Source organism: Streptomyces sp. NPDC030991 (assembly GCF_055571235.1).
The window spans coordinates 175,947-188,131 of the sequence record NZ_JBVIFR010000003.1 but is presented as its reverse complement, the minus strand read 5'-3'; the positions used below and the strand labels follow the sequence as shown (position 1 = coordinate 188,131).

The window sequence follows — 12,185 nt, the reverse complement described above, 5'->3', positions numbered from 1 at the left end:
CGATGGGTCGCGCCGATATTTCGGCGCGACCCATTGACGTTGAAGCGCTTCGAAAATACGGTCCCGTTCGAAGTTACGAGCAGCAGCCGAAATCTCGAACAACGAACAGTAAGGGCAGGGCATGGGACGACCTGGCCTGAGTCGCAGGCAACTCCTCGCCGGAATCGGCGGGGCGACCGTCGCCGGAAGCTTCGGCTTCGCGGCGCTCGGGACCGGGGCCGACGCGCTCGCCTCCGGAGCCGACACCCGCGTGCGCTACTGGAACCTCTTCAGCGGCGGCGACGGCTACAACATGATCGCGATGCTGGACGCCTTCCGGAAGGCGAACCCGGGCATCGACGTGAAGGACTCCACCCTCCAGTGGGGCAGCCCCTTCTACACCAAGCTCGCCATGGCGGCGGCCGGTAACCGCGCCCCCGACCTCGGCGTCATGCACCTGGGCCGGGTCACCGGGTTCTCCCCGGGCCGGCTGCTCGACCCCTGGGACGTGGACCTGCTCGCCAAGTACGGCGTGCGGGAGGCGGACTTCAACCCCGCGCTGTGGAAACGCGCCGTCATCGACGGCAAGCTCTACGCCCTGCCCCTCGACATCCACGTCCAGCTCAGCTTCTACCGCAAGGACGTACTGAGGAAGGCCGGCCTGCTCGGCGACGACGGCCGGATCGTGCCGGTGACGTCGACCGACGACTGGTTCGACCTGCTGAAGAAGGCGAAGAAGGCCACGAAGAAGGGGCTCCAGACCCTCGGCCTGCACGCCAACGACCAGAACTTCATGTGGTGGTTCTTCGTCGCGTTCTACACCCAGCTCGGCGGCGCCTGCTTCGACGCCGCCAACACCGAGGTCACCTTCGACACCGACAAGGCGACCCAGGTCCTGGAGTTCCTGCGCCGGCACGTCACCGACGGCTACTCCATCGAAGGCGCCGCCGACGGCGAGCAGTTCCTCAACGGCGCACCCTTCACCTGGGAGGGCAACTGGTCGGTGCCCGTCTTCTCCGGCGCGAAACTGGAGTACGGCGCGACCCCGCTGCCGCCCGTCTTCGGCAAGCAGGCCACGCACGCCGAATCGCACTCCTTCGTGCTGCCGCACCAGTCCGGCCGCGGCGGCGCCGCCAACGAGGCCGCGCACCAACTCGCCGCCTACGTCGTCCAACACGCCCAGCAGTGGGCGGCCGGCGGCCACATACCCGCGTACACGCCGACCCTCTCCACGGACGCGTACCAGAAGCTCACCCCGCAGAACGAGTACGTGTCGGCCATGGACCACCAGGCCACCGAGCCGAAGGTGTGGTTCGCCGGCTCCACCGGCATCCTCGCCCAGCGCGTCGGCCCGATCGTCGTCTCCTCGACGATGGGCTCCGCGAAACCGGAGGCGGCGGCCCGCCGCATGAAGGGCGCCCTCACCCAGCTCCTCGCCATGAAGAACCCCATGGACGGCAGGACCGCCGCGCAAGGAGGTGCCGTCGCATGACGACGACCAGCGCCGAGACCGTCATCGCCCCACCACGGGCACGCACCGCCGCACCGAGCGCCACCGTCCGCCGCAGGCAGGGCTTCCAGCACGGCGGCTGGTTCGTGGCCCCGTTCCTCGCCCTCTTCGCCCTCTTCGTGATCTGGCCGCTGCTGCGCGGCGTCTACCTCAGCTTCACCGACGCCAACATCTCCGGCGACAGCCCCGGCTTCGTCGGGCTCGACAACTACCGCGAGGCCCTCGACGACCCGCTGGTGTGGGACTCGCTCGGCCACAGCGCCTTCTTCACGCTGCTCGTCGTGCCCTGCATCACCGTCGTCGCCCTCCTCCTCGCGATGCTCGCCCACCACATCGAGCGCGGGAAGTGGCTGTGGCGGCTCTGCTTCTTCCTGCCGTTCCTGCTGCCGTCCACCGTCGCGGGCAACCTGTGGCAGTGGTTGTTCAACCCCGGCACCGGAATGATCAACTACGTCTTCGGCATCGAGACACCCTGGCTGACCGACAAGTCGTACGCGATGCTCGCCATCGTCATCACCACCCTGTGGTGGACCGTCGGCTTCAGCTTCCTGCTCTACCTCGCCGCGCTCCAGGGCATCCCCGGCCACCTCTACGAGGCCGCCGAGCTGGACGGCGCGAACGCCTGGCACCGCATGGTCCACATCACGCTGCCCATGCTGCGCAACATCACGGGCCTCGTCATCGCCCTCCAGATCCTCGCCTCGCTCCAGGTCTTCGACCAGGCCGTGGTGATGATGGACTTCGGCACAGGACCCGAGGAATCGACCCGCACCTTCGTGCAGTACACCCTCGAAGAGGGCTTCACCAGTTACCGCGTGGGCTACGCCTCCGCCATCTCCGTCATCTTCTTCGTGATCATCGCGGCCGTCGCCCTCGGGCGGATGTGGCTGCTGCGCAACCGTGAGGAGGGCGCGCGATGAGCGGCACGCAGGCACCACCGCGGCCGAAGGCCCGCAGCACCTGGACACCGAGCCAGATCGTTCTGACCCTGACCGGGGTCGTCGTCTCCCTCCTCTTCCTGGCACCGCTCGCCTGGGCGCTGTTCACCTCGCTCAAGTCGGAGACCGAGGCCGTCGAGGTGCCGCCGCACTGGTTGCCGAAGGACTGGACCGGCCAGGCATGGAAGGCCCTCTTCGAGAGCGGCAACATCACCAACTGGTTCGTCAACTCGCTGGTCGTCTCGGTGTGCGTGACGGCCGTGGTGCTGTGCGTCGCCGCGCTCGCCGGATACGGCTTCGCCCGCACCGAGTTCCGCGGCAAGGGCGCCCTGATGGGCGTCGTCATGGCGGGCCTGATGATCTCCCCCGCGGTCCTCGGCGTCCCCCTGTTCACCACGGTCCAGCAGATGGGCATGGTCGACACCTACTGGGGCATGATCCTGCCCCAGTGCGCCCCCGCGGCGATGGTCTACATCCTCTACAAGTTCTTCCAGAGCATCCCCAAAGAGCTGGAGGAGGCCGCCTTCATCGACGGCGCGGGCCGCTGGCGGATCTTCTTCACCATCGTGGTGCCGCTCGCCCGGCCCTCGCTCGCGGCGGTCGGCATCTTCACCTTCATCGCGTCGTGGAACAACTTCCTGTGGCCGTACATGGTCACCAACAACCCCGACCTGATGACCATGCCCAACGGCATCGCGACCGTCATGAACTCCTACGGCATCCAGTGGGCCCAGCTCATGGCCGGCGGCCTGATGGCGGGCCTGCCGCTGATCGTCGTCTTCGTCTTCTTCCAGCGCCAGATCGTGGCGGGCGTGGCACACACCGGGCTGGCGGGCCAGTGACCCCGCGCGGACCGCTCGCGGCCCTCGCCGCCGCCTTCCTCCTCGCCCTGCTCCCTAGCACGGCTCAGGCGGTGCCGGGCTACCCCGACCCGCAGCCGGTCACCGGCCAGCAGATCATCCACGACCCGACCGTCATCAAGCTCAAGGGCGGCCGCTACGCCGCCTACTCGACCGGCGGCGTCATCGGCGCCCGCCTCTCCGAGGACCGCAAGCGCTGGGACGACGCGGGCAACGCCTTCACCACGCCCCCGGCCTGGTGGTACGAGTACAACGACACCGGCGACCCCTGGGCCCCCGACATCAGCTACCGCGCGGGCCGCTACTGGCTGTACTACGCGGTCTCCTCCTGGGGCACGAACCACTCGGCGATCGGCGTCGCGACCTCCCCGTCCGGCCTGCCCGGCACCTGGACCGACCACGGCAAAGTCTTCTCGTCCGAGACCACGGACACCTACAACGCCATCGACCCGGCGGTCGTCCGCGCCCACGGCAGGCTGTGGATGGCGTTCGGCTCCTACTGGACCGGCATCCGCATGGTCGCACTGAACCCGCGCACGGGCAGGGCGATTTCCGGCGCCCCGGTCCACCACCTGGCGACCCGCCCCGACGCCCCGTACGCGGTCGAGGGCCCGGCGATCGTCAAGCACGGCCGCCACTACTACCTCCTCGCCTCCTACGACGCCTGCTGCCAGGGCGCGGAGTCGACGTACAAGATCCGGGTCGGCCGCGCGACATCGGTGACCGGCCCGTACACCGACAAGGACGGAAAGCCGCTCCTGGAAGGCGGCGGCACGCTGCTCCTTGCCGGCCACGGCCGGTTCGCCGGCACCGGCGGTGAATCGGTCTTCCGCGACAGGGGCCGGGACGTCCTCGCGTACCACTACTACGACGCCGAGGACTCCGGGACGCCCAAGTTGGGCCTGAACGAACTGAGTTGGGGCCGCGACGGCTGGCCCCGCCTCAAGGAAAGGGAAAAATGAGCACCGCACGCTTCACCCTCGACCCGGCCTTCACCGTCGGTGAGGTCAACCCCCGCCTCTTCGGCTCCTTCGTGGAGCACCTGGGCCGCTGCGTCTACACCGGCATCTTCGAGCCGGGCCACCCCGCGGCGGACGAGGCGGGCCTGCGCACCGACGTCCTGGACCTGATCCGGGAGCTGGGCGCCACGGCGATCCGCTACCCCGGCGGCAACTTCGTCTCCGGCTACAAGTGGGAGGACTCGGTCGGCCCGGCCGAGGAGCGACCGCGCCGCCTGGACCTGGCCTGGCGCACCACGGAGTCGAACCGCTTCGGCCTCTCCGAGTACATCGCGTTCCTGAAGAAGATCGGCCCGCAGGCCGAGCCGATGATGGCGGTGAACCTGGGCACGCGCGGCGTGGCCGAGGCCATCGAACTCCAGGAGTACGCCAACCACCCGCAGGGCACGGCCCTCTCCGACCTGCGGGTCGCGCACGGCGACAAGGAGCCCTTCGGCATCCGGCTCTGGTGCCTGGGCAACGAGATGGACGGCCCCTGGCAGACCGGCCACAAGACGGCCGAGGAGTACGGGCGGATCGCGGCGGAGACGGCGCGCGCGATGCGCCAGATCGACAAGGACGTCGAACTGGTCGCGTGCGGCAGCTCGGGCCAGTCCATGGAGACGTTCGCGGAGTGGGAGGCGAAGGTCCTGGCCGAGACGTACGACCTGGTCGACCACATCTCGCTGCACGCCTACTACGAGGAGCACGACGGCGACCGGGACTCCTTCCTCGCGTCGGCCGTCGACATGGAGTCGTTCATCGAGAACGTCGTCGCGACCTGCGACCACGTGGGCGCCCGCCTCAAGTCGAAGAAGAAGATCAACCTCTCCTTCGACGAGTGGAACGTCTGGTACATGTCCCGCACCGACGCCGAGGTCTCGGCGCTCGACTGGCCGGAGGCCCCCCGCCTCCTGGAGGACGTCTACTCGGTCACCGACGCCGTCGTCTTCGGCTCGCTCCTCATCGCCCTGCTGCGCCACGCGGACCGCGTCACGGTCGCCTGCCTCGCCCAACTGGTCAACGTCATCGCCCCGATCATGACCGAGCCCGGTGGCCCGGCCTGGCGCCAGACGACGTTCTTCCCGTTCGCGCAGGCATCGAGGTACGGGCGTGGCGAGGTCCTGGACGTCCGCGTGTCGGGCCCGACGTACGACACGAAGCGCCACGGCACGGCGGACCTGCTGCACGCGACGGCGGTCCGCGCGGACGACGGAACGGTGACGGTGTTCGCGGTGAACCGCAGCCAGACGGAGGCGCTGCCGCTGGAAGCGGCGCTGCACGCGATGGAGCTGACGTCGGTCGCCGAACACTCGGTCCTGTCCGACGCGGACCCGGACGCCCGCAACACGCTCGACGAGCCGGAACGGGTGAAGCCGCACGCGGGCACGGGCACGACCCTCACGGACGGAACCCTGCGGGCGACCCTGGAACCGCTCTCCTGGAACGTGATCCGTCTGGCGTGACACGGCCGGGTCGGTCCAGCGAGATTCAGGTGCATTTCATATCAGTCCCATAGGGAACGTCCGCACAGTGGTCCGCATGGACTTCTCGTGGACGATCGTCGTCGCCGGGGCCCTGGTCGGGCTCGCGGTCGGGCTGACCGGGATGGGCGGCGGCGCCCTGATGACGCCGATCATGGTCATGTTCTTCGGGGTCGACCCCACCGCCGCCATCGGCAGTGACCTCGCGACCTCCTTGTTCATGAAGCCGTTCGGCGCCGCCGTGCACCAGAGGGCGGGCACGGTCCGCCGGGACATCGTCCGGTGGCTGCTGCCGACGGCCGTGCCCGCCGCGTTCGCCGGGGCCCTGCTGCTCCAGGCGTTCGGGGACGGCGAGGAGCTCCAGGCGCGGGTCACGTACGTCATCGGCGGGGCGCTGCTGCTCGCCGTGCTCGGCATGGTCGCCAGAATGTGGCTCGACCGGCGCCGCGGGCTCGTGACGGCCGCCGCCGAGGACGCGGAGGTGCGGGTCAGGCCGGTGGCCACGCTGCTGATCGGGCTGATCGGCGGGCTCGTGGTGGGGATGACCTCGGTCGGCTCCGGTTCGCTGATCATCGTGATGCTGATGCTCGCCCACCCCCGCCTCAGGGCGAACCACCTCGTCGGCACCGATCTGGCGCAGGCCGTCCCGCTGGTCGGCGCCGCCGCCCTCGGCCACTTCCTGGTCGGCGACGTCTCCCTCGGTCTCACCGGCACTCTGCTGATCGGCGCGGTCCCCGGCGTCCTGGGCGGGGCCGTGCTGTCCGCCCGCGTCGCCGGGCCCGCCCTGCGCTGGGCGCTGATCGTCCTGCTCACCGGCTCGGGCCTCGCCATGTGGGGCGTCAGCGGCATCCCGCTGGTCGTGGTCTGCCTCGTCATCGCGGCCGTGGGCGCCGCGGTCACTCTGCGCACCGGACGCTCCCGCGACGCCCCCCGCCTCGACACCGTGCCCCACGAACGGCCCCCGGCGATGACCCGGTGAGGATGTCGGCCCGGGCCGACTGCGCGGAGGGGGCCGGCCGCAGACCCGGCGCCCTGGAACAGCGGGACGACGCTTGCGCTCATCAACCGCCACCGCCCGTATCCGTATCCATGGGAACCACGGATACGGATACGGGCGGGGCAGTGTTCACCGGGTGGTGCTCAGGAGGCGCTGAAGGAGTGCACCGTCGTCGTGCGGTACGTCTCGCCGGGCCGCAGCACCGTCGAGGGGAACGCCGGCTGGTTCGGTGAGTCCGGGAAGTGCTGCGTCTCCAGGCACAGGCCGTCGCCCTGCCGGTAGGTGCGCCCGGACGGGCCGACGAGCGTGCCGTCGAGGAAGTTGCCCGAGTAGAACTGCACCCCGGGCTGGTCCGTGGCGATCTTCAGGGTGCGGCCCGAGCCCGGGTCGCGCAGTGTCGCGAAGTGCACCGGGCGGCTGGTGACGCCCTTGTCGAGCACCCAGTTGTGGTCGAAGCCCTTCGCGGTGATCAGCTGCGGGTGCCCGGCCCGGATGTCGTCGCCGATCGCCTTGCCGCGGCGGAAGTCGAACGGCGTGCCCGCGACCTTCGCCAGCTCGCCGGTCGGGATGAGACCGGTGTCGGTGGGCGTGTAGCGGGACGCGGCGAGGGTCAGCTCGTGATCGTGGATGCCGCCGCTGCCCTCGCCCGCGAGGTTGTAGTAGGTGTGGTTGGTGAGGTTGACGACGGTCGCCTTGTCCGTCGTCGCCGTGTAGTCGATGCGCCAGTCACCGCGCGCAGTGAGGGTGTACGTGACCTTCACCCGAAGCGTTCCGGGGTAGCCCATCTCGCCGTCGACGGACGTGTAGTGCAGGTGGAGGCCCACGTCGGAGCCGGAGGTGAACGGCTCCACGTCCCACACGCGCGTGTTGAAGCCCTTCGCGCCGCCGTGCAGCGAGTTGGCGCCGTCGTTGACGGAGAGCTGGTACGTCTTGCCGTCCAGGGTGAAGCGGCCGTTCGCGATGCGGTTCCCGTAGCGGCCGATGGTCGCCCCGAAGAACGTGGTGCCCGCGACGTAGTCCTCGATGTTGTCGTAGCCGAGGGAGACGTTCACGTACCGGCCGCGCCGGTCCGGGAGCTCCAGGGACTGCACGATGCCGCCGTAGGAGAGGACCTTGAGGCGAGTGCCGCCGTTGGCCAGGGACCAGCGGTGGATCTTCGTGCCGTCGGCGAGCTTGCCGAAGGGCTCCTTCACCGGCTTCCTTCCTGACGCGGCGTGGGCCGTGCCACCGACGGCGGTGGTGGCCGCCACGCCCGCGGCGGCGGCCGCCGCGAGCACCGTACGTCTGCTCGTATCCATCTGACGCTCCTAATCGGGGAGTGGTGCCTGATGACGTGCGACTTGCAGCCCTTGACGGGCCCTTGACAGGCGGGTGAGCGGTTACGCACCGACGCGGCGCTTGTTCCAGACGTCGAAGCCGACCGCGGCGAGCAGGGCCAGGCCCTTGATCACCGACTGCCAGTCGGAGCCGACGCCGAGCAGGTTCATGCCGTTGTTCAGCACACCGAGGACGAGGCCACCGATGATCGCGCCGAGGACGGTGCCGACGCCGCCGCTCATGGAGGCGCCGCCGATGAACGAGGCGGCGATGGCCTCCAGCTCGAAGTTGAGGCCGGCCTTCGGCGAGGCCGCGTTCAGCCGGGCGGCCACGACCAGACCCGCCAGGGCCGCGAGCACGCCCATGTTCAGGAAGACGTAGAAGGAGACCTTCTTGTCCTTCACGCCGGAGAGCTTCGCCGCCGGGAGGTTGCCGCCGATGGCGTAGATGTGCCGGCCGAAGATCGAGTTGCGCATCAGGTAGCCGTAGCCGACGACCAGGACACCGAGGATGAGCAGGACGACCGGGGCGCCCTTGTAGCTGGCCAGCAGCATCGTGACCACGGCGATGGCGGCGATGATCGCGACCAGCTTCAGGACGAAGAGGTTGAACGGCGGGAGCTCCAGGGCGAACTCCTGCTGGCGGCGCCGGTCACGCAGCTCCTGCACGACCACGGCCGCGGCGAGTACGACACCGAGCAGCAGGGTGAGGTTGTGGTAGTTGGTGTTCGGGCCGACCTCGGGCAGGAAGCCGTTGCCGAGCTTGCCGAGGCCCTCGGGGAACGGGCCGAGGGTCTGCCCCTTCAGCAGGATCTCGGTGAGTCCGCGCCACACCAGCATGCCCGCGAGGGTCACGATGAACGACGGTATGCCGCCGTACGCGATCAGCCAGCCCTGTATGCAGCCGGCGGCGCCGCCCATCGCGAGGCAGATGACCGCCGCGACGGGCCAGGGGATGTCGTGACTGACCATGAGGACGGCGGCCGTCGAGCCGACGAACGCGGTCAGCGACCCCACCGACAGGTCGATGTGACCGGCGATGATGACCAGCATCATGCCGATCGCGAGGATCAGGATGTAGCTGTTCTGGAGTACCAGGTTGGAGACGTTGCGCGGCAGGATCAGGTCGCCGTCCGTCCAGACGGCGAAGACGACCACGAGCAGGCCGAGCGCGAGCAGCATGCCGTACTGGCGCATGTTGCGGCGCATCCCGTCGAGCACGAGACGCAGCAGCCCGCCCTCGGCGGTGGCCCCGCCCTTGCCCGGCGGCGCGGGGGCCGGGGACTTGTCCATCACGTCCGTGCTCATCGTGTTACCTCTTCTGTCCCGTTCTTGTCCTTGGTCATCAGGCGCATCAGGGACTCCTGCGTCGCCTCCGCGCGGGTGACCTCACCGGTCAGCCGTCCCGCGCTCATCGTGTAGATGCGGTCGCACATCCCCAGCAGCTCGGGCAGCTCGGAGGAGATGAAGACCACCGCCTTGCCCTCGGCCGCCAGCTTGTCGATGACCGTGTAGATCTCGTACTTGGCACCGACGTCGATCCCGCGGGTCGGCTCGTCGAGGATGAGCACCTCGGGCCCCGCGAAGATCCACTTGCTGAGGACGACCTTCTGCTGGTTGCCGCCCGAGAGCTTGCCCGCCGGTTCGAAGACCGTCGGGGCCTTGATGTTCATCGACTTGCGGTACTCCTCGGCGACCTGCCGCTCTCCGTGCTCGTCGACCACGCCGCGCTTGGAGACCTTGTGCAGCGCCGCGAGGGAGATGTTGCGGTTGATGGTGTCGAGGAGGTTGAGGCCGTAGTGCTTGCGGTCCTCGGTCGCGTAGGCGATGCCGTGCCCGACGGCCTCCGCCACGCTCTTGGTGCGGATCTCACCGCCGTCCCGCAGGACGGTGCCGCCCGCGTACCGGCCGTAGGTCCGCCCGAAGACGCTCATCGCGAGTTCGGTGCGGCCCGCGCCCATCAGGCCCGCGATCCCGACGATCTCCCCGCGCCGTACGTGCAGGGAGACGTCGTCGACGACCTTGCGCTCCCGGTCGAGGGGGTGGTGCACGGTCCAGTTGCGGATCTCCAGGGCCGGCGCCGCCCCCTTCTCGGCCTGGTGCGGGGTGCGCTCGGGGAAGCGGTGCTCCAGGTCGCGGCCGACCATCCCGGAGATGATCCGGTCCTCGGAGGTCTCCTCGGCGTGCACGTCGAGGGTCTCGATGGTGCGGCCGTCCCGCAGGATCGTCACGGAGTCGGCGACGCGGCGGATCTCGTTCAGCTTGTGGGAAATGATGATCGAGGTGATGCCCTGTTCCTTCAACTCCAGGATCAGATCAAGAAGTTTGCCGGAATCCTCGTCGTTGAGCGACGCGGTCGGCTCGTCCAGGATCAGCAGCTTCACGTCCTTGGCGAGCGCCTTGGCGATCTCCACGAGCTGCTGCTTGCCGACGCCGATGTCGGTGATCCGGGTGTTGGGGTTCTCCACCAGGCCCACCCGGCGCAGCTGCCGGGTGGCGTGGCGCAGGGTCTCCCGCCAGTCGATCAGCCCGCGCGTGGCGTGCTCGTTGCCGAGGAACATGTTCTCGGCGATCGACAGGTAGGGGACCAGCGCCAGCTCCTGGTGGATGATGACGATGCCCCGCTTCTCGGACGCGTTGATGTCCTTGAAGTGGCAGGGCTCGCCCTCGAAGAGGATCTCACCCTCGTAACTTCCGTGCGGATGCAGACCGGAGAGCACCTTCATCAAGGTGGACTTGCCGGCGCCGTTCTCACCACAGATGGCGTGGACCTCGCCCTGACGTACTGTCAGATTGACGTCCGAGAGCGCTTTCACACCGGGAAAGGTCTTGACGATCGAGCGCATTTCCAGGACGGGTCCCGCCATGGTCGTGCCCTTCAGCTAGTGGTCGGACAGGGGTACTTACTGGCCCAGGTCGGACTTGTTGTAGTAGCCGCTGTCGACGAGTTCCTTCTCGTAGTTGTCCTTGGTGACCAGGACCGGGTTGAGCAGGTACGAGGGGACGACCTTCGCGCCGTTGTCGTAGCTCTTGACGTCGTTGACCTCGGGCTTCTTGTCGTGCAACACGTCGTCGACCATCGTCGAGGCGACCGTGGCGAGCTTGCGGAGGTCCTTGTACACCGTCGAGTACTGCTGGCCGGCGATGATCGACTTCACCGAGGCGACCTCGGCGTCCTGACCGGAGATCGGCGGCAGCGGCTTGGACTTGGAGCCGTAGCCGTCCGACTTCAGGGCGGACAGGATGCCGATCGAGATGCCGTCGTACGGGGAGAGCACCGCGTCCACGCGGGTGCTGCCCTTGTACGTCGAGGTCAGCAGGTCGTCCATGCGCTTCTGGGCGGTGGCGCCGTCCCAGCGCAACGTGGTGACCTGGTTGAGCTTGGTCTGGCCGGACTTGACGACGAGCTGCTTCTTGTCGATGTACGGCTGGAGCACCTTCATCGCGCCGCCGAAGAAGTACCGCGTGTTGTTGTCGTCGTTGGAGCCGGCGAACAGCTCGATGTTGAACGGGCCCTTCTCGCCCTTGCTCAGCCCCAGCTTGTCCACGAGGGAGGTGGCCTGGAGCCTGCCGACCTTCTCGTTGTCGAAGGTGGCGTAGTAGCTGACGTTCTTGGTGTCGAGGATGAGCCGGTCGTAGGAGATGACCGGGATGTCCGCGTCGGCGGCCTGCTGGAGCACCGAGTTGAGCGACTTGTTGTCGATCGCGGCGACGATCAGCGCGGAGACGCCCTGCGTGATCATGTTCTCGATCTGCGAGACCTGCTGGTCCGGGTCGTCCTCACCGAAGACCAGCTTGGTCTTGTACCCCTTCGCCTTCAGGGACTTGACGACGTTGTTGCCGTCGGCGATCCAGCGCTCGGAGGACTTCGTCGGCATCGCGATACCGACGGTGGAGCCCTCCGCGCTCTTCTTGCCCTCTTTCTTGCCGCCCTCGCTGTCCTGCCCGCAGGCGGTCAGGGTCAGCGCGAGGGAGGCGGTGGCGGCTATCGCTCCGAGAGCGGCTCGGCGGTTTCGCATGGTCATCATCCTTGATGTGTGGGTGCAGAGCTCGGTCGGCGGTGCGAAGTCCCTGGCGAGGAGCGGAGGTTGACCGAGTAGAGA

The 12,185-nt window shown here is 68.5% G+C and carries 10 protein-coding genes; 6 read left to right on the top strand and 4 right to left on the bottom strand.

Annotated features, from left to right (window positions below; genetic code table 11):
- Positions 1-121: 121 nt before the first annotated feature.
- From ACZ45E_RS07050 to ACZ45E_RS07025, 6 genes are all read left to right on the top strand, one after another.
- Positions 122-1,471: an extracellular solute-binding protein gene (locus ACZ45E_RS07050; RefSeq protein ID WP_468217526.1), complete on the top strand. Its 1,350-nt coding sequence runs from the start codon at positions 122-124 to the stop codon at positions 1,469-1,471.
- The gene (locus tag ACZ45E_RS07045) at positions 1,468-2,409 is read left to right on the top strand and encodes a carbohydrate ABC transporter permease (RefSeq protein WP_468217523.1); all 942 of its coding nucleotides are present in this window, start codon (positions 1,468-1,470) and stop codon (positions 2,407-2,409) included. The genes ACZ45E_RS07050 and ACZ45E_RS07045 overlap by 4 nt, the downstream gene beginning before the upstream one ends.
- Complete coding sequence (locus ACZ45E_RS07040) at positions 2,406-3,269, top strand: carbohydrate ABC transporter permease (protein WP_468217520.1); 864 nt, start codon at positions 2,406-2,408, stop codon at positions 3,267-3,269. Before ACZ45E_RS07045 ends, ACZ45E_RS07040 begins: the two co-directional genes overlap by 4 nt.
- Positions 3,266-4,249, top strand: coding sequence for an arabinan endo-1,5-alpha-L-arabinosidase (locus ACZ45E_RS07035; protein WP_468217518.1), 984 nt, complete (start codon positions 3,266-3,268; stop codon positions 4,247-4,249). The genes ACZ45E_RS07040 and ACZ45E_RS07035 overlap by 4 nt, the downstream gene beginning before the upstream one ends.
- On the top strand, positions 4,246-5,751 hold the full coding sequence (gene arfA, locus ACZ45E_RS07030; protein WP_468217515.1) for an arabinosylfuranosidase ArfA: 1,506 nt from the start codon (positions 4,246-4,248) through the stop codon (positions 5,749-5,751). Before ACZ45E_RS07035 ends, arfA begins: the two co-directional genes overlap by 4 nt.
- A gap of 76 nt (positions 5,752-5,827) precedes the next feature.
- Entirely contained in the window at positions 5,828-6,748 is a 921-nt protein-coding gene (locus tag ACZ45E_RS07025) for a sulfite exporter TauE/SafE family protein (protein WP_468217513.1), read from the top strand.
- Positions 6,749-6,909: 161 nt separating this feature from the next.
- On the opposite strand, the gene ACZ45E_RS07020 is transcribed toward ACZ45E_RS07025, so the two are convergent.
- From ACZ45E_RS07020 to chvE, 4 genes are all read right to left on the bottom strand, one after another.
- Positions 6,910-8,064 carry an aldose epimerase family protein gene (locus ACZ45E_RS07020; RefSeq protein WP_468217511.1) on the bottom strand — a complete coding sequence of 385 codons (1,155 nt, stop codon included), beginning with the start codon at positions 8,062-8,064 and terminating at the stop codon, positions 6,910-6,912.
- An 81-nt stretch (positions 8,065-8,145) separates the two neighbouring features.
- Entirely contained in the window at positions 8,146-9,390 is a 1,245-nt protein-coding gene (gene mmsB, locus ACZ45E_RS07015) for a multiple monosaccharide ABC transporter permease (protein ID WP_468217509.1), read from the bottom strand.
- Entirely contained in the window at positions 9,387-10,949 is a 1,563-nt protein-coding gene (gene mmsA, locus ACZ45E_RS07010; protein WP_468217506.1) for a multiple monosaccharide ABC transporter ATP-binding protein, read from the bottom strand. The genes mmsB and mmsA overlap by 4 nt, the downstream gene beginning before the upstream one ends.
- A gap of 36 nt (positions 10,950-10,985) precedes the next feature.
- Positions 10,986-12,101 (bottom strand): multiple monosaccharide ABC transporter substrate-binding protein, encoded by a 1,116-nt coding sequence (gene chvE, locus ACZ45E_RS07005; RefSeq protein WP_468217504.1) that lies wholly within the window; start codon positions 12,099-12,101, stop codon positions 10,986-10,988.
- Positions 12,102-12,185 lie beyond the last annotated feature (84 nt).

What these genes read in the sequence shown, in the direction of transcription:
- chvE (WP_468217504.1), bottom strand. Translation starts at nt 12,101, where the DNA reads ATGCGAAACCGCCGAGCCGCTCTCGGAGCGATAGCCGCCACCGCCTCC.
- ACZ45E_RS07045 (WP_468217523.1), top strand. Translation starts at nt 1,468, where the DNA reads ATGACGACGACCAGCGCCGAGACCGTCATCGCCCCACCACGGGCACGC.
- ACZ45E_RS07040 (WP_468217520.1), top strand. Translation starts at nt 2,406, where the DNA reads ATGAGCGGCACGCAGGCACCACCGCGGCCGAAGGCCCGCAGCACCTGG.
- ACZ45E_RS07025 (WP_468217513.1), top strand. Translation starts at nt 5,828, where the DNA reads ATGGACTTCTCGTGGACGATCGTCGTCGCCGGGGCCCTGGTCGGGCTC.
- mmsA (WP_468217506.1), bottom strand. Translation starts at nt 10,949, where the DNA reads ATGGCGGGACCCGTCCTGGAAATGCGCTCGATCGTCAAGACCTTTCCC.
- ACZ45E_RS07050 (WP_468217526.1), top strand. Translation starts at nt 122, where the DNA reads ATGGGACGACCTGGCCTGAGTCGCAGGCAACTCCTCGCCGGAATCGGC.
- mmsB (WP_468217509.1), bottom strand. Translation starts at nt 9,390, where the DNA reads ATGAGCACGGACGTGATGGACAAGTCCCCGGCCCCCGCGCCGCCGGGC.
- ACZ45E_RS07020 (WP_468217511.1), bottom strand. Translation starts at nt 8,064, where the DNA reads ATGGATACGAGCAGACGTACGGTGCTCGCGGCGGCCGCCGCCGCGGGC.
- arfA (WP_468217515.1), top strand. Translation starts at nt 4,246, where the DNA reads ATGAGCACCGCACGCTTCACCCTCGACCCGGCCTTCACCGTCGGTGAG.